This window comes from Marinobacter sediminum (assembly GCF_023657445.1).
Classification (GTDB): Bacteria; Pseudomonadota; Gammaproteobacteria; order Pseudomonadales; family Oleiphilaceae; genus Marinobacter; species Marinobacter sediminum_A.
This window is the reverse complement of record NZ_JAGTWY010000001.1, coordinates 3152768-3168687: the sequence shown is the minus strand read 5'-3', so window position 1 is coordinate 3168687 and position 15920 is coordinate 3152768. Positions and strand designations below refer to the sequence as shown.

Sequence of the window (15920 nt, the reverse complement as noted above, 5' to 3'; positions counted from 1 at the left end):
CAAGCTACAGGCAATGACGATATCCGCCACAATCACTGTCGAAACTGCTCACATCAGGCTCTGTTCACTGGCTCCGCATCAATTCATAGGTACACATATTGACCGCAGAGGCCAGATTCAGGGACTCTATTTCACCTCGTCCCTGAATGGTGTAAGGCCTTGCTCCCAGCTGCTTAAGGGCCTCCTTCGGAACGCCTCGTGCCTCATTACCGAACAGGAAGCAGTCGTGGTCTCCGAAACCTTCCGCCGTCAGCGGGTTTCCGTCCAGGTCCAGGCAGGCAATGCGGGTGTAGCGGTTGCCCAGGCTATCCAGTGGGACGTCGGTTTCCATGGGCACGTGGAAGATAGCGCCCATGCTGGCACGTACCACTTTCGGGTTGTAGGGATCGACACTGCCGGGGCTGAGCAGGCAGCGAAAACCGCCAAACCACGCCAGGGTGCGTAAAATCGTCCCGAGGTTGCCGGGGTCCTGGACTTCGTGCAGGTAAACGGCTTTTTCGCCCGGGACAGTCGCCGATTCAGAGTTGTTCTCCTGCTTGGGCATGGGAACCACAGCCAGAATACCCTGGGGGCTTTGGGTGTCGGCCAGTTGTGCCATCTGGCGATCACTGACCAGGTGGGTGGTGAAGGCGCTCTGCCAATGCTCGTAGGCGGCGGTTACATACAACTCTGCATTCATCAGCGCTGGCTGGCGGGTAGCGGCCTTCTGCAGTTCCAGTACCAGGTGTTCGCCCTCGACCAGATAGTGCCCCAGGGCCTGGCGATATTTTTTCTGGTGCAGTTTCCGGATGTCATTCAGTTTCACGGTGCTCGCCCGATAATGCTCTTGAGACCTTCCAGCGGCTGGTCAGGTCGGATGCAAAGTGAGCTGATTGTACGTGCGCCGGGGCCGGTTGTCAGGATTTTGCCGGGCGAGTGCGCGGCACGTACAATAGCGCACTGGTTCTTTCCGTAATGATGATTCCCTATGGCCCGATCGAAAAGCAGTAACCGCTGGCTCGAAGAGCATGTAAACGACCCCTTCGTGAAACAGGCACAGTTGGACGGCTATCGTTCACGAGCCAGCTACAAGCTCCTTGAAATCAACAAGAAGGACCGGCTGATTCACCCCAATATGGTGGTTATGGATCTGGGGTCAGCGCCGGGCGGCTGGTCACAGGTTGCGGCAAAACTCGTTGGGCACAGGGGCCGGGTCATTGCCTCTGACATCCTGAACATGGATCCGATAGCCGGGGTGGAATTCCTTCAGGGTGATTTCACCGAGAACGAGGTGTTCGATGAGATCATGGCCACCCTGGGTGATTCACCGGTGGATGTGGTGATTTCCGACATGGCTCCAAACATCAGCGGGGTGATGGTGGCTGATCAGGCGTCGTCCATGTATCTGGTGGAACTGGCGCTGGATATGGCGTGCCAGGTGCTCAAACCCAAAGGAAACTTTCTGGCCAAGGTTTTTCAGGGCGAAGGCTACGACGAGTACCTGAAAGCGGTGCGGGCAGTATTCGACAAAGTGGTGGTGCGCAAGCCGGATTCATCCCGCGCACGCTCCCGGGAGGTCTACATCCTGGGCAAGGGCTTCAAGGGCTAGTGCCTCGTCGGGTTGTTCTTACCGCGCACTCCCGAATCCCTGCAGGACATTCACCGCATTGACGCCAATGGCATCTACATCGTAACCGCCTTCCATCGTGAACACTGTGGGCAGTCCCAACTCCTCAATGCGTTTGCCGAGCGTCAGGTAGTCCCCGGATTTCAGCTTGAAGAAGGAGATCGGGTCTTCCTCGAAGGTGTCTACGCCCAGCGCAATAATCAACGCCTCCGGTCTGAACGCTTCGATGCGCTTGCAGGCGGTTTCCAGGCCCCGGCTCCAGATGCTGTAGGGTGTGCCGGGCGGATAGACGATGTTGAGGTTGTAGCCCTCGCCGTTACCCTCGCCGGTTTCATCCTCGAAACCCAGGAAGTGTGGAAACGCCAGATCCGGATCACCGTGCAGACTGATGGTCAGCACATCGCTGCGGTTGTAGAAAATGGCCTGGGTGCCGTTGCCATGGTGGAAGTCCACGTCCAGAATCGCAACACGTTCATAGCCCTGGTCTCTAAAGGCTTGGGCGGCAATAGCCGCGTTGTTGAAAAAGCAGTAGCCACCGAACAGATCAGCATGGGCATGATGGCCCGGCGGGCGGCATAGGGCGAAGGCGGCGCGCTCGCCACCGGCAACAAGTTTCTGGGCGGTCAGGGCCACGTTGGCCGATGCGCAAGCCGCCTCCCACGTGCCGTCAGAGATGGAGGTGTCAGCGCCCATGCTGAAATAACCCACGCGGCCATCTATGTCCGTTGGGAGGCGATGGCGCATACCGCGGCCAATCCAGAACGTGGGAATCACCTCACCGCGTTTTCCCGCTGCAACCCATTCCTCCCAGCAGGTTTCCAGAAACGCTATATAGTCTTCGGTATGAACCCGCTTCACCGGTCCCAGACCGAATTCATCGGGCTCCAGTATCTCTCCCAGTGCCTGATCTTTCACGCGGGCCAGAATGGTTTCGGCACGGGACGGTTTTTCATGGGGCTCGATGAGAAGGCCGCCGTCCAGTTCGGTTTTGACTGCGCGTCGCCTGTGGAGTGGAGAAAAAACGGTCTTCATAGGGCGTAGGTCCAGAACGAGAGAATCGGATGACTTTGGTACACGGCGTACCTTACTTAATAAGATCATTGTGGCAGGCCGACGGCCATTCAATGAAGAGTTCGCATTCTCGCATCTTTTTTATCTGGGGTTTTTCGACTAAGGTCAGAACGTTGCGAGATGTTGATAATCGTTTCAGTCACTCTTTGAATAAGGATCGAATCATGGCAAGCGATAGTTATCACGAGCCGGTTGGCGAGCTGTCTGATGACACCCGCGACATGCACCGCGCTGTCAGCTCCCTGATGGAAGAGTTTGAAGCCGTTGACTGGTATAACCAGCGGGTCGATGCTTGCAAGGACGCTGAGTTGAAGGCGATCCTTGCTCATAACCGGGATGAAGAAAAAGAACACGCGGCCATGGTGCTGGAGTGGATCCGTCGCAAGGATCCCACTATGGACAAATACCTGCGGGAATTCCTGTTTAAAGACGGCCCTATCGGTCATCACGACTGATACTCCTTTCCTGCGATAACCGCTCTCGAAGGCCCCCCGCGGTGATTCTGATCAGGCAGGGGTGTCCCGGCATACCGGGGAACTGGCCCAAACGCCAGTACCCGGTGACCTGGCTGGCCAATTTCCTCACACGCCGGCCTGCGCTATCTTGATTTCAGACGCTTCATTACAATAACAATTGCGGAAGCAAGAGGCCGGTTATGAGCCAAACTCATCGGGATGTCCTGATTATTGGTGCGGGTGTATCCGGTATCGGTATGGCCTGCCATCTGAAACGCGAATGTCCCGGAAAGTCGTTCGCCATTCTGGAACGTCGCCAGTCGCTGGGAGGTACCTGGGACCTGTTCCGGTATCCGGGGATCCGGTCCGATTCCGATATGTTTACGTTCGGCTACAACTTCCGGCCCTGGGTTGGTGACAAGGTGTTGGCGGACGGTGCTTCCATCAAGAGTTACGTGCAGGAAACGGCTAAAGAGAACGATGTGGCGCGCCATATCCGTTTTGGTCTGGCCGTCAAAACAGCAGACTGGTCTGGTATCGATAAATGCTGGACGCTGACGGCGGAGAATGAGTCGAGCGGAGAAACGGAAACGTTCACTGCGAGTTTTCTGATCGGTTGTACCGGCTACTACAACTATGATCAGGGCTATAAACCGGATTTTCCGGGCGAAAGCGATTTCAGCGGGCAGATCGTGCAGCCGCAGCACTGGCCGGAAGACCTGGATTACACTGGCAAGAAAGTGGTGGTTATAGGCAGTGGCGCCACCGCGATCACGCTGGTGCCGACCATGGCGGAAAAAGCGGCCCATGTCACTATGCTGCAGCGCTCACCAACTTACCTGATGCCTTTGCCGTCGACGGACAAAATCACACTGTTTTTGCGGAAAATCTTGCCGGCCAGGGTCGCCTACAAACTGGCCCGGGCTCGCAACATCGCCATCTCGCGGTTTTTGTTCACACGTTCCCGAAAGTACCCGGACCTAATGCGCCGGTTGTTTCTTGGCATCATCAAACGTCAGGTAGATGGCAAGGCCGACATGCGTCACTTCACCCCTGACTACAATCCCTGGGATCAGCGCCTGTGCGTTGTGAAGGATGGCGATCTTTTCCGGGCGCTCAGAGCGGGCAGGGTGTCCATCGCAACCGATCATATTGAGCGATTCACGGAATCCGGTATCCGCCTGAAGTCGGGCGAGGAGCTGGCGGCGGATATCATCATTCCGGCGACCGGTCTGGAGATCCAGATGTTGGGCGGGATCAAGCCCACGGTTGATGGTGAGGAAGTGGTTCTGAGGGACAGGGTTATCTACAAGAATGTGATGGTGGAGGGCGTGCCCAGTGCCGGGATGATCTTCGGCTATACCAACATTTCCTGGACCCTGAAGGTGGATATTGCGGCCGAGTACCTGTGCCGGCTGATGAACCTGATGGATCAGCGCGGATTCCGGGTTGCGGTGGCGAAGGATACCGAGAACAGCCGTGGCGAGGACACCATTCTTGGTGCCCTTAACGCGGGTTACATCCGGCGCGCCGATGACCGCCTGCCACGGCAGGGCACAAAGGGCCCCTGGAAATCCTCACAAAACTACCTGAAGGACGTAAAGACTCTGCGTTTTGAGCCGATTGAGGATGGTTATCTGGAGCTTGACGGCATACGGTCCCATGCCAGAGATCAGCAGCAAGCGGGCTTCCTGAGACCGCTGCGCTCAGCCCTGTTCGGCTCCTGAATTCATCCCCGCAAACGCGGCTTTGTGCGCCCTAGTCCTGGCCAAGATAGGATGACTGGATACGCGCCCAGTCGCCCGATTCGGTGGCACTCAGGATCTGTTGGGAGATCGGCCCTCGCAGCGCACTGCCTGCCGGCATGGCCAGGGCATACAGCTGCTGGGCAAAGATACCCGGCAAAATGGATAAACGCTGAGGGCCCAGTTGCTGGTTGCGGTACTGCATCAGAGCCCGGTCGTAAACAACCGCATCGGTTTCTCCCTCCGATACGGAGATCATGGCAGACGTGAGATCCGGGTAGAGCTGGTAGCGAATGCGCTGCTCCTCCAGATAGCGCCGGCTGGCGGTGTTGGCGATGGTTGCTACTACCTTGCCCGGCAGGTCATCCACACCCTGAATGCCGGTACGCAGGTTGCTCACGGTCAGTGAGGAGGTGATTGCTGCCGTGAAGCTTGCCACCATAATCAAACCGGCAAACATCCATACCAGGGCGATCAACCGGCCGGTAAATGAAATCGGTGCTTTATCACCATAGCCCACCGTGGTCATGGTGACCGCAGCCCACCAGAAACTGGAACCGATGCCCTCGGCCGCAGAACCCCCGAACTGTTCAGGGTTGCGGTGTCGCTCAACCAGCCACAGCAAGAAGCCGACTGCCAGCAGCAGGGCTCCCAGAGCCAGTACCACGCTGACGAACTGCCAGCTCACCAGCGCTTTCAGACTGGCCAGCAAACCCTGTTTCGGCACGGGTGGAACCGCGATGGCAAGCCCGGTCTGGTAGAACGGATGACTGAAATCAAAGCGCGCCTCCCGGTCGGCAGTCATTGTCAGTGCACCCACGGCAACATCAATTTCGCCGCTTTCGGTGGCGGTGAGCAGGCTATTAAAGGACATCGGCACCCACTCGAATCTGCGATCCATGCCTGAGGCGACTGCGCGCCAAAGATCAATGCTGATGCCCTCCCAGCGGCCGTCTTCAGCCTGCATGACGAAGGGAGGCACATTGGTAATGCCGACTCTCAGAGGTGCTTGTTCTGCCTGGGCGTGAACCTGGCTGAGACCGGGGGAAAGCAATAAAACACAAAACAGAATCCGTATAAACATGGCTGTCTGCGGCTAAAGACTGCCGCGTTCCTTTTGGTTTATTGGTGCTGTTACTCGAAGGCGGATCGAATCACATCCCTGTAATTCCGGATGCGCTGCACATAGTGCACCGGCTCATAACCTCGGGCGTATCCGTAACGGGTGCTCGGGTAGTATCTCTTGTCCGCCTTGAGAGGTAACACCTCGGACATGTCCTGCCAGGAGTCCGGGTTCTTTTTCAGCGTACGTGCAAGCTCCCTGGCATCCAGCAAATGGCCGCGACCAATGTTGTAGCTGGCGAGTGCAAGAAACGTTCGATCAGGTTCCGGAATGGTCTCTGGCAGCCGCCGGTGGCGATCGGCCAGATAGCGGGCGCCGCCATCAATAGCGGATTCGGGATCAAGACGGTTGGTTACACCCAGGGATTCTGCCGTGCGCCGGGTCAGCATCATGATGCCGCGCACACCAGTGGGTGATCTGGCGGCAGGATCCCAGTGTGACTCCTGATACGACAGGGCCGCCAGCAGGTCCGCAGGCATGCCTGTCTTTGTCTCGGCTTCCCGGAACTCATCGATATACTTGGGCAGTCGATTCTCAATCCGGCGGCTCAGGGCGCGGAGATCGACAAAGTCGAAGTCGCCGATGTAGGCATAGTAGCGGTTTTCCATCTGGCCGATGGCTGCGTCGCCCTCGACACTGTTCATCCATTCGTGGGCGTCGTTGGCCAGGGTGTCTGAACCTGCTGGCATATACCAACCGAGGTTCCGGCCACCGGTGAGGTTCATGGCGACCTCCAGATGCGGGAAGTGTCGGCGCATGACCTGGACAATGTTCGAGTCGGCCACGGTACAGCCGATGTCCTTTTCTGCCACGGCTGACAGAATGACTTCGGTTGTGTGGTCCGGATCTTCAACAAACTGGATGTCCGGGTGTTTCTCCTTCAGACCATTGAGCGTTTCGATGTAGCTGGAGCCTGCGGTTACGGCAATGTCGATTCCGGCAAGGTCCTCCGGTTTTCGGGGCAGGGGGCGGGCTTCCCTGTGGCAGACCAGCTGTTCGGTGATTTCAGTGTGGGCAGGGCCACGGACAAAAAGTTCATCCCGTGACGACAGATGGGTCAGCCCTGATGCTGCCAGGTGAGCAGTGCCGGCCTCGAGTGCACTCAGCACGTCACTGGTTGAGTCCAGCATGCTCCACTCGACTTGCCAGCCCCGGGCTTCTGCGTATTCGCTAATCAGCGCGAATTCCGGCCCGGCCGGGTTTTCATGACGGTCCAGGTAGTAGGTGGTTGAACCGTTCCGGGTGGCGACCTTCAGCGTGCCGGTTTCCGAGGGCGGCTTGAGTCCCTCGGTTGCTGGCTGGCTGATAGTCTCGCTTTCTCCGCAGCCTGCCAAGATGAAATTCAGGATCAGAACAGCGAATGTCCTCTTGCACTGGGACATGACAATGACTCCCTTACTCGTTATTACTTCTACGTATTAACACGTACTGTACTGAAAGCCTACTCTCTAATCAGCCATTTGGATCCTTTCGTCTGGCGTTGGTGGTCTAGTATTGGTCTTGCTCTCAACAAAAAGGACACGTGTTATGAACGTCTTCAGGCTTATTGCCTTGCCCCTTATTTTCCTGCTGGTTTCCGGCGTGGCCCAGGCTGCGGATGGCCTCATCATGGTAAAAAGCAGCCATAGCGTGGCGGCCACGGCCGACAAGCTCGAAGCCGTGTTGAGCGAGAAGGGCATGAAAATCATGAACCGGATTGATCATGCTACCGGGGCCAAATCGGCCGGTATGACTCTGCGTCCAACGCAGTTGGTGATTTTTGGAAACCCGAAGGTGGGCACCCCGTTAATGCAATGTGCCCGGAGCGTTGCCATTGATTTGCCGCAGAAGGCCCTGATCTGGGAAGACGAGAATGGCCAGGTCTGGCTGGGTTATAATGACCCTGCCTACCTGAAAGGACGACATGCTATTGATGGCTGCGATGAAGTGCTGGCGAAGGTGAGTGGGGCGTTGGCCAACTTTGCCGACGCTGCGACACACTGATCTGCCGGGTCAACGACTACCTTCAGTGGCAGGCGTTGCGGCAAGATGCAGGTACCAAACCGGGAGAGGGTATGTCAGGCTGACGGCCCGCTGTTCCGGTTTGTTCTTGTTGTTCTGACGGGCCGGTCATTATCACTGCACAGGTATTTGTTGTATGGCCTCCCGTCGCAAGACTGCAAAACGCCCCCTTTGGCATCCGGCTTTCTGGGGTTCCTGGATTCTGGTATTCATTCTCTGGCTATTAGCGTTCCTGCCGATGGGCGCCAAGCAGCGCCTCGGTGGCTCGCTGGGCCGGCTGCTCGCACGCAAACTGAAATCCCGTGCCCGGGTGGCGGATGCCAATTTGCAGGCCTGCATGCCGGAACTGGATGAGGCTGCCCGAAAACAGCTGGTTGAGGACACCTTTGTAGCTTCCGCCCGCGGGTTTCTGGAAAGCACCCATGCCTGGTGGCGCGATATGGCACCCTACTGTGAAAGCGCCTCAATACACGGGCTCGAACACCTTGAGGAAGCAAAAAAACGTGGCAAGGGGGTGCTGCTGATTGGCGGTCACTACAGCATTTTTGATTTCGCATTGCCGCTGATCGCCTGCCAGCTTGATAAGCCAGGCTATATGTACCGCCCGAATAACAACCCTGTTATTGACCGGATGATTGAGCGTGGTCGTCGTCGTCATTTCAATATCCGGCCTTTTACCAAACGTGAGCTGAGACCGATGCTGTCCTTCCTGAAACAGGGAGGACAGGTCTGGTTTGCCTGTGATCAGGATTTTGGCAAAAAGTCCGAAGTGTTTGTGCCCTTTTTCGGCGTCAAGGCCGGCTGTATTACCTCTCCCAGCTATATCGCCAGAGAGTCCGGGGCGGCGGTTATTTGTGTCAGCCATCTGCGCATGCCGGATGGCAGTTACCGGGTGGTGTTTTCGCCAATCCAGGAAGATTTTGGTGACGACCTGGAAAAAGATGCTGAAGTCTGGAACCGCTTTATCGAAACCACCATTCGTGAGCAGCCGGATCAGTATCTGTGGTTGCACAAGCGCTTCAAGAGTCGCCCGGAAGGCGCCCCCAGTGTTTATTGAACTGCCATCACCAATAATGCTGATAGCAGGCGCTATGTAGCTTCCTTACAATGTGCGTATCCCATGCCCAGGAAGCGCCATGCCCGCCATAATTCGCAACTTTCTAGCTTATGCCGCTTTGCTGGCAGCCGTACTGGCGTTTCTGCCGGGTTCGGCATACCTGGGTGCGGTTGCGGTCAGTCTCACGGTTATCCTGGGCTGGCGGGACATGCGGCAGGTGCCGCGGGCGGTGTTTTCGGTGGCGGTGCTGGCTCTGGTTTTCGCGCTGGGGCGTGATCCGGCCCTGATTGTCGGCGCTGCCAGTAACATGAGCCGTCTCGCGGGGCTGGTGCTGGCGGTCATGCTATTGTCCTCTGTCCTTGGGCGGTCACGGGATCTTCAGCGTATTTCGGCCAGTCTTTTTGGTGGCAAGCCCCTTACAAGGTATCTGAGCCTGTCCTTTGGTACGTCGCTTGTCTCGGTTCCGCTGAATTTCGGCTCTGTGGCCGTCGTGGGTAGCCTGGTGGGTGAGCGAATTCGCCGCAGTGGCGATTCGGAGGCCACTCGAAATGCCACGCGTGCAGTGTTGCGAGGCTTCGGCGTATCGCCGACCTTTTCGCCGCTGTCTATTTCCGTGGTGCTCACTCTTACCCTGCTGCCGGGCCTCAGCAGTGTTCAGTTACTCTCGCTCTCGGTTCCGTTCTCGATTGTTCTGGTGCTTGCCGGCCTGTTCTGGCGAGAGCCGGAATCCGGACAGGAAACGGTTGCGCCGGAGGATCAGGCAGGGTTAGCGACCTGGCTTCGATTCAGCGCCCTGATCCTTGTCATTTGTGCGGGTGTGTTCCTGCTCGGCCACCAGTTCCAGCTCAGCTATGCCCACGCCGTAACACTTAGCTGTCTGGGGGCGGTGCTTGGGTGGCGCTTCCTGGTCTGGAGCCGGAAACAGAATCCTCCGTTAACCAACATGTCGAATGTCAGCAATGAACTCGCCATCGTTGGAGGTTCTGCCTTCATCGGTGCCGTGATCAGTGGCGTTGTGCTCGGGCAGATAGACGGCGATGCCGCCTTTCCGGTCTGGTTATGGCCAGTGCTGGCGGCCTCCATTCCCTGGGTCTTTTTCGTGGCCGGGCTTGGAGGTGTGAACCCGATTGTGATCGGCACCCTCGCCGGTGGCATTCTTGGTTCCATCTGGCCGGAGAATGCTCTCATTGGTCTGGGCATTGGCATGGTCACTGGCTGGGGCATCACGGCATTCGGCACGCCGTTCGCGGCGAATGCCCTGATCATGGAGCGGTTGACCGGTTATAAGGCGGCGGATGCCTCCTTTCGGTGGAGCCTCGGTCTGTCTCTGTCGAGCCTGACGACAGCCAGTCTGCTGGCGGCCGGACTTACTGCGGCCCTGGTCTGATCTTATTCAGACCCCTGGCGAGCGTCGCCTGTGATAACTCCCCCATATGCGTGTCCACCAGTTGGCCATTGGCGTTGTAAAACAGGGTGGTTGGCAGACCCTGACTCCCTACTGCACGGGCCAGATCGGCCTGGCGATCCCGGTAAAGGTTGTTGAGCTCAAGATTCTGTTTGTCCAGAAACGCGCGGATGGTCTCGGTCTGCTCACGCTGGTTGGCAAAGACGAAGGTGACGTCCGGATAACGATTTTGGGCGGCATCCAGAACAGGCATTTCACGGATACAGGGTGGGCACCAGGTCGCCCAGAGGTTGATAACCATGGGCTGGCCTGGCGCTATCTGGCTTACGGCGGTGGTGCCGCCATTCAGTGTCGTTAGCGTAACCGGCGGAATGCCTCTGGCCTGTTGTTCAATAAGCGCTATGGTGCCGGCTGTCCCGGCCCAGAACAACAACCCGGTGAGTGAGGCTATCGCCAGCGGGCGTCGCACCGATTCCCGCCGCCAGAGCAGAAAAGTGGTAAAGCCAACCGCGCCCGCCAATCCCCAGATCACATCAAACCCGCCATCACGGATATCGAGAATACCGAACAGGTCATTCCGGTAGTGTTCGAAATAGCCGATGACAAAACCCAGCCGGGCACAGATCATGGCCACCACAAAAATATCGGCCACAGAGCCGGCGACCGGCACCCGGTAACGTCGCCCCAGAAAGCCGCCAACCAGTAACGCCAATGCAAACGCAGTGATAATGAGCAGGTGACCGATGGAAAGGCTTAGTGGGCCCAGGCTGACGCTCAGCATGATGTCTCCGATGGCGGCTTAGGGGATTGAAAGGTGAGAAAAACGGGTAGGACGGCCAAATACGGCTCAGGTTCCATCGGATGCTTATTATAATCACCTATGGCTAATTCTCCGGGCCTCTGTTAGTGTTGCCGCATCCTGCCTCTAGGGATTCCGCAGTTTCAGGCTCAAAGCCCTCATGCGAACCATCCATACGACCTGTCAGAGGACGTCACCCCGTTAACGGCGTGTGACCGTAGTCGTCTTTTATTCCATGAATCTTCATGGCATCTGCCCGCATTCGCCGAGAACGGTGTTCGTGGAGGCAGAACAATCAAGAGTTGATCTTATATGAGTTTTTCTTCACTCGGTTTGTCCGAGCAGCTGGTCCGTGCAACGAACGATCAGGGTTATGAAACACCGTCTCCCATTCAGGCTCAGGCCATTCCCGCGGTACTGTCCGGCAGGGATGTCATGGCGGCAGCCCAGACCGGTACCGGCAAGACCGCCGGCTTTACCCTGCCATTACTGCAGCGACTGGCCGAAAATCCCCGTACCGGCAAGGGCCCCCGCGCTCTGATTCTGACGCCGACCCGGGAACTGGCGGCACAGGTTCACGACAGTGTGAACCTTTACAGCAAATATGTTCCTACCAAGGCCGCTGTGGTCTTTGGTGGTGTGAAAATCAATCCGCAGATGATCAAGCTGCGCAAGGGTGTGGATGTTCTGGTGGCAACGCCTGGACGCCTGATGGACCTGTATCAGCAGAATGCGGTGCGTTTCAACGAGGTCGAAACCCTCGTACTTGATGAAGCCGACCGTATGCTGGACATGGGCTTCATACGCGACATTCGCAAGATCCTCGCGTTGCTGCCGGCCAAAAGACAGAACCTGCTGTTCTCCGCGACCTTCTCCAGTGAGATTCGTACGTTGGCCGAAGGCCTTCTGGACAATCCCGTTCAGGTCGAAGTCGCCGCGCGTAACACCGCAGCGGAGAGCATCAAGCAATCGGTTTACCCGGTGGATCAGAGCCAGAAGACGGCCCTGCTGAGCAAGCTGGTCCGTGATAATTCCTGGGAACAAGTGCTGGTCTTTACCCGTACCAAGCATGGTGCCAACCGACTGACCCAGAAACTGGAACGCGATGGCATCACTGCCGCAGCGATTCACGGCAATAAGTCACAGGGTGCCCGCACCCGCGCACTGGCCGAGTTCAAGAAGGGTGATGTACGCGTCCTGGTGGCGACAGATATCGCTGCCCGGGGACTGGATATCAAGCAGTTACCGCAGGTCGTGAACTTCGAGCTGCCTAATGTTCCCGAGGATTACGTGCACCGGATTGGTCGTACCGGTCGCGCCGGTGAGAGCGGACACGCCTTGTCGCTGGTTAGTGCGGATGAAGGCAAGATGCTGGCGGGTATTGAGAGGCTGATCAAAAAGCAGCTGCCACGCAAAGAGGTGGAAGGCTTCGAACCGCAGAACAACCTGCCGCTCAAACCCAAAGCCAAGGCGGATCCGAGCAAGGCTCGTGGTCGCAATGGTGGCGGTAACGGCCGGCCCGGTGGCAAGCCCCGTAGTTTCGGTGATAAGCCCGGCGGGCGCAGTGGTGGTCGCAGCCAGAACGGCAATGGCCAGCGCGGACGTTCAGGCCAGCGCCAGAGTGCCTGAAGCCTCATAGGCTTCCGGGTAACCTGTTAAACAATGCGGAGCTTCGGCTCCGCATTGTTGTTTGTGGTGCCTGACTTTCTGATTGAAGATGCACTAGTATTCAGAGTTTCACTCTCTGCCGTACAGGGTTTTCCCGCCAATGCATGAAAGCGCTTCTCTAAAGGACCAGCTGGGATTAACACTCCCGAAGCAGCTGTTCGCGGATCGGCAGTTTGTCATGGTGTTAATGACAGGCTGCTGCCTGAGTGTGGCTGTAGGCGCGCTGGCAGGGGAGAATGCCGGATTTGATACCGGCTGGGTGCCGCTGGTTGCTCTGATTCTCTGGGCCCCGGTGATCGAGGAAATTGCCTTCCGTGGTGTGGTGCAGGGTTACCTGGGTGACACCGCATTTGGCAAGCGGAATCTCGTGGGCCTATCTTGCGCCAATCTGGTTGCGGCGCTTCTGTTTACGGCCTGGCATCTGGTTTACCGAACCGATCTGCTGGCCTGGCTGGTGTTTATTCCGGCCCTGGCTTTTGGCTACTTCCGCGATCGCCACGGGTCGCTCATACCCTGTGTAATACTTCATGCAGCCTGGAACGCGTTCCTGTTGCCAGGCTGGTACCTGTTTTCATAAACCAACACGAAAAAACCCCGGCCTGAAACCCGTGCCGGGGTTTTCGCGATCGCCGATCGGTTTTATGACCGGGGTTTTACTCGCCGCACTGTCAGGCCACCGATTGCGAGTGCAGTCAGCAGGAACAGCGTGGGATCAAACGGAGCTCCCGGATTGTAACTGCAACCGAAGATCGGGCCACCGCCGTTACTGTCAGTGGTCGAGCTATCGCCGTCATCACCGCCATCGTCTGGAATCTCGATAGTCACCGCTTCGCGATATAATGCGCGGGTGCCAGTGGCATCACTCTCGTTCCAGACCACGAACATCTTGGTGCCTGCTGGTGTCATCCGGATTTGAGATTCGAAATCCTCGACATCAATCGCTTCACCCGCAAAACGAACCACCGGAGTGTAGTAGCCGCCCTTGTTTTCAGCGCGGGCCGCATAGAGGTCCAGATCAGTGGCCTCGTCCTGACTCGATTCCGAAACGTTGGTCTGGGTGCCCCAGGCAACGTAATAACGCGTCTTGTCCTGGCACTGGTCCGGATTGGTGATCGGATCGCAGTTGGGAGCGCTGCCCGGCGTACCGACCAGTCGCGGTTCACGCACATTGATAGTGGTATCGCTAATGTTGCTCAGATTTTCCGGAGCAGACCAGGTGCCGGCTGCCGCATCATAGTGGCGAACGTAAAAGTTGTAGTTCTCGGTATTGGTGATCAGCAACTCGGAAAGCACTGGCGTATAGATGTAACCAAGGTAAAGATCATCGCCTCGGAGCAGGCCCCGGTGGGCAATGGCGTTTTCCTCGGCGTTTTGACTCGTGTCATCAGATAGGGTCGAGGAGGCAATGTCGGTGTCGCTGGTGGCCCTGGCGTCTTTGGTACGGCTACTGATATTAATGGCAGGCGCGTTATCGAGCTGGCTGGCGAGGTTGTAATCCGAAACGGCACAATTGGCTGCGTCCACCGCCGGAACCATCTCGGCCGGGGTAAAGCCGTTGTCGCCACTGACGATACCCATGCGCAGCATGGTGTCTGCAGGGCCACCCTGATTGAATTCACCCTCTCGCCAGAGAAGGGCGAGACGCAGGCCGCTTTCGGCACCGGCTTCCTTTTGTGGAACAAAGCGGGCACGGCGGGCATTAGACGAAGGATTACTGATAATACAGCCGGCCTCTTGTGCTGGTGTATTCCAGTCGAAGGTGTTGTAACGGATGAACTTGCCTGTGTCATTGCCGCTGGAGCCCTTGGTTTCCTCATAGGCGCTTATCACCTGGGGCACGCCACCGTCCAGACTTCCAAGCTGGAGTGCCAGGTTGGCCCGTGATGCGCCGGTTTTGCCACTTTCAATCTGGACATCAGCAACAATGGCACCTGCACCGTCCTTGATCACATTGAATTCGCCGGGCTCGCCGGATGCAGTCGTCTGACTATCATAATTGTCGGTAATTCTGACGGGCGTAGACCAGATGCCCTGATCCTGAGCTCCCCAGCCGGCAACGGCATAGCTGTACCAGATATCAGTGCCCAGACTTACTTTTGCGCCGGAAGCGCCGTCACCGGGCCCCTCAGCTTCACCCAGTTGCAGGCCACGGGGATCTTCCTGCCAGGTAATGACCCACTGGCCACTGCCAATGCCGCGATGAACGTCCTGTTTGGCATCGCGCTCACCGGAAGACAGCCGGACCGGAGTCGACCAGGTGGTACCGTTATCAGAACTGGTCACGGTATAGGTACAGCTAAAGGGAATTTCACGGTTTTCAAGCGTCTGGTAACTCACCGTCCGCTGGGATTCGCCGTCGCAGTATTTATCCACCCAGGACACGACAATGCGGGAACCGCTGCTGAAAATATTGGGCTTGTCCGAATCACCGTAGAAATCGGTTCGGGTACTTTCATTGTCGCTGTCGCCAGTCCAGTCGGTTTGGATGGACGACTGACTGGCGGTGCCAGAGATATTCACGGGTCCCGACCAGTTGGCGACCTGATCACAATCTGTATCACAGGAACGAGCGAATATGTCCCTCGCCGGTCGTTCAGCCTGTGCCTTTACATCGTAAACGGTGTTGCCTTCGGGGTTCAGGTAATCCCCGTAAACCGCAACCAGCCTTTCATTGGTCATGCGCACCAGTTTGGTCTTGCTTGCGCCGCCATTGGCACTGAGCTGAACGCTATCACCAAAGCTCAAGCCTGTTGCAGCCGTAGCCGCTGCCGGCCATAAAATGGCTGCTACCGCAGCAGTGGCTAGTATTTTCTTTGCCATGACAAGGACCCCATTCCATGTGTCGTTTTCGATATTCAGGTGCCGCCGACTGCCAATAAGTTGTGATCTTTACTCATAACTGGCAATTCAACACCTATAGCCAAGAATGCATTATTCCTCTACTGGTCTGATCGCCGGTTGGGCAAACATTGATCAAGATCAAACCAGGG

Annotated in this window: 14 protein-coding genes; 8 read left to right on the top strand and 6 right to left on the bottom strand. The window is 57.1% G+C overall.

Annotated features, from left to right (window positions below):
• Positions 1 to 64: 64 nt before the first annotated feature.
• Positions 65 to 805, bottom strand: coding sequence for a TrmH family RNA methyltransferase (locus KFJ24_RS14940; protein ID WP_250831882.1), 741 nt, complete (start codon positions 803 to 805; stop codon positions 65 to 67).
• 162 nt (positions 806 to 967) lie between these two features.
• On the opposite strand from KFJ24_RS14940, the gene rlmE reads away from it, so the two are divergent.
• Positions 968 to 1588: a 23S rRNA (uridine(2552)-2'-O)-methyltransferase RlmE gene (gene rlmE / locus KFJ24_RS14935; protein ID WP_250831881.1), complete on the top strand. Its 621-nt coding sequence runs from the start codon at positions 968 to 970 to the stop codon at positions 1586 to 1588.
• Positions 1589 to 1606: 18 nt separating this feature from the next.
• Here rlmE and KFJ24_RS14930 read toward each other — a convergent pair whose 3' ends face one another.
• On the bottom strand, positions 1607 to 2638 hold the full coding sequence (locus tag KFJ24_RS14930; RefSeq protein ID WP_250831880.1) for a histone deacetylase family protein: 1032 nt from the start codon (positions 2636 to 2638) through the stop codon (positions 1607 to 1609).
• A 203-nt stretch (positions 2639 to 2841) separates the two neighbouring features.
• On the opposite strand from KFJ24_RS14930, the gene KFJ24_RS14925 reads away from it, so the two are divergent.
• Positions 2842 to 3132, top strand: coding sequence for a ferritin-like domain-containing protein (locus KFJ24_RS14925; protein ID WP_250831879.1), 291 nt, complete (start codon positions 2842 to 2844; stop codon positions 3130 to 3132).
• A gap of 200 nt (positions 3133 to 3332) precedes the next feature.
• Positions 3333 to 4859: a flavin-containing monooxygenase gene (locus KFJ24_RS14920; protein WP_250831878.1), complete on the top strand. Its 1527-nt coding sequence runs from the start codon at positions 3333 to 3335 to the stop codon at positions 4857 to 4859.
• 31 nt (positions 4860 to 4890) lie between these two features.
• Here KFJ24_RS14920 and KFJ24_RS14915 read toward each other — a convergent pair whose 3' ends face one another.
• The gene (locus KFJ24_RS14915) at positions 4891 to 5961 is read right to left on the bottom strand and encodes a transporter substrate-binding domain-containing protein (protein ID WP_250831877.1); all 1071 of its coding nucleotides are present in this window, start codon (positions 5959 to 5961) and stop codon (positions 4891 to 4893) included.
• A 50-nt stretch (positions 5962 to 6011) separates the two neighbouring features.
• Positions 6012 to 7382 (bottom strand): membrane-bound lytic murein transglycosylase MltF, encoded by a 1371-nt coding sequence (gene mltF, locus KFJ24_RS14910; RefSeq protein ID WP_250831876.1) that lies wholly within the window; start codon positions 7380 to 7382, stop codon positions 6012 to 6014.
• Between the two features lie 145 nt (positions 7383 to 7527).
• Here mltF and KFJ24_RS14905 point away from each other — a divergent pair, with 145 nt between their 5' ends.
• The 3 genes from KFJ24_RS14905 to KFJ24_RS14895 all read left to right on the top strand — a co-directional run bounded on the left by KFJ24_RS14905 (position 7528) and on the right by KFJ24_RS14895 (position 10445).
• Complete coding sequence (locus tag KFJ24_RS14905) at positions 7528 to 7983, top strand: DUF302 domain-containing protein (protein ID WP_250831875.1); 456 nt, start codon at positions 7528 to 7530, stop codon at positions 7981 to 7983.
• A 154-nt stretch (positions 7984 to 8137) separates the two neighbouring features.
• A complete protein-coding gene (locus KFJ24_RS14900; RefSeq protein WP_250831874.1) occupies positions 8138 to 9058 on the top strand; it encodes a lysophospholipid acyltransferase family protein in 921 nt (306 codons plus the stop codon).
• Positions 9059 to 9137: 79 nt separating this feature from the next.
• Positions 9138 to 10445 carry a hypothetical protein gene (locus tag KFJ24_RS14895; RefSeq protein WP_250831873.1) on the top strand — a complete coding sequence of 436 codons (1308 nt, stop codon included), beginning with the start codon at positions 9138 to 9140 and terminating at the stop codon, positions 10443 to 10445.
• Here KFJ24_RS14895 and KFJ24_RS14890 read toward each other — a convergent pair.
• A complete protein-coding gene (locus KFJ24_RS14890) occupies positions 10426 to 11244 on the bottom strand; it encodes a TlpA disulfide reductase family protein (RefSeq protein ID WP_250831872.1) in 819 nt (272 codons plus the stop codon). The genes KFJ24_RS14895 and KFJ24_RS14890 overlap by 20 nt on opposite strands.
• A 330-nt stretch (positions 11245 to 11574) precedes the next feature.
• Here KFJ24_RS14890 and KFJ24_RS14885 point away from each other — a divergent pair, with 330 nt between their 5' ends.
• Both KFJ24_RS14885 and mrtJ read left to right on the top strand, forming a co-directional pair.
• Positions 11575 to 12891, top strand: coding sequence for a DEAD/DEAH box helicase (locus KFJ24_RS14885; protein WP_250831871.1), 1317 nt, complete (start codon positions 11575 to 11577; stop codon positions 12889 to 12891).
• A 139-nt stretch (positions 12892 to 13030) separates the two neighbouring features.
• Positions 13031 to 13507: a JDVT-CTERM system glutamic-type intramembrane protease MrtJ gene (gene mrtJ, locus KFJ24_RS14880; protein ID WP_250831870.1), complete on the top strand. Its 477-nt coding sequence runs from the start codon at positions 13031 to 13033 to the stop codon at positions 13505 to 13507.
• Between the two features lie 62 nt (positions 13508 to 13569).
• Here mrtJ and KFJ24_RS14875 read toward each other — a convergent pair whose 3' ends face one another.
• Positions 13570 to 15750: a choice-of-anchor O protein gene (locus KFJ24_RS14875; RefSeq protein ID WP_250831869.1), complete on the bottom strand. Its 2181-nt coding sequence runs from the start codon at positions 15748 to 15750 to the stop codon at positions 13570 to 13572.
• Positions 15751 to 15920: the final 170 nt, after the last annotated feature.

Excerpts from the sequence above, each read along its gene's own strand:
- KFJ24_RS14905 (WP_250831875.1), top strand. The coding sequence starts at position 7,528 with ATGAACGTCTTCAGGCTTATTGCCTTGCCCCTTATTTTCCTGCTGGTT.
- KFJ24_RS14915 (WP_250831877.1), bottom strand. The coding sequence starts at position 5,961 with ATGTTTATACGGATTCTGTTTTGTGTTTTATTGCTTTCCCCCGGTCTC.
- mrtJ (WP_250831870.1), top strand. The coding sequence starts at position 13,031 with ATGCATGAAAGCGCTTCTCTAAAGGACCAGCTGGGATTAACACTCCCG.
- KFJ24_RS14930 (WP_250831880.1), bottom strand. The coding sequence starts at position 2,638 with ATGAAGACCGTTTTTTCTCCACTCCACAGGCGACGCGCAGTCAAAACC.
- mltF (WP_250831876.1), bottom strand. The coding sequence starts at position 7,382 with ATGTCCCAGTGCAAGAGGACATTCGCTGTTCTGATCCTGAATTTCATC.
- KFJ24_RS14890 (WP_250831872.1), bottom strand. The coding sequence starts at position 11,244 with ATGCTGAGCGTCAGCCTGGGCCCACTAAGCCTTTCCATCGGTCACCTG.
- KFJ24_RS14895 (WP_250831873.1), top strand. The coding sequence starts at position 9,138 with ATGCCCGCCATAATTCGCAACTTTCTAGCTTATGCCGCTTTGCTGGCA.
- KFJ24_RS14875 (WP_250831869.1), bottom strand. The coding sequence starts at position 15,750 with ATGGCAAAGAAAATACTAGCCACTGCTGCGGTAGCAGCCATTTTATGG.
- KFJ24_RS14900 (WP_250831874.1), top strand. The coding sequence starts at position 8,138 with ATGGCCTCCCGTCGCAAGACTGCAAAACGCCCCCTTTGGCATCCGGCT.
- KFJ24_RS14885 (WP_250831871.1), top strand. The coding sequence starts at position 11,575 with ATGAGTTTTTCTTCACTCGGTTTGTCCGAGCAGCTGGTCCGTGCAACG.
- KFJ24_RS14925 (WP_250831879.1), top strand. The coding sequence starts at position 2,842 with ATGGCAAGCGATAGTTATCACGAGCCGGTTGGCGAGCTGTCTGATGAC.
- KFJ24_RS14920 (WP_250831878.1), top strand. The coding sequence starts at position 3,333 with ATGAGCCAAACTCATCGGGATGTCCTGATTATTGGTGCGGGTGTATCC.
- rlmE (WP_250831881.1), top strand. The coding sequence starts at position 968 with ATGGCCCGATCGAAAAGCAGTAACCGCTGGCTCGAAGAGCATGTAAAC.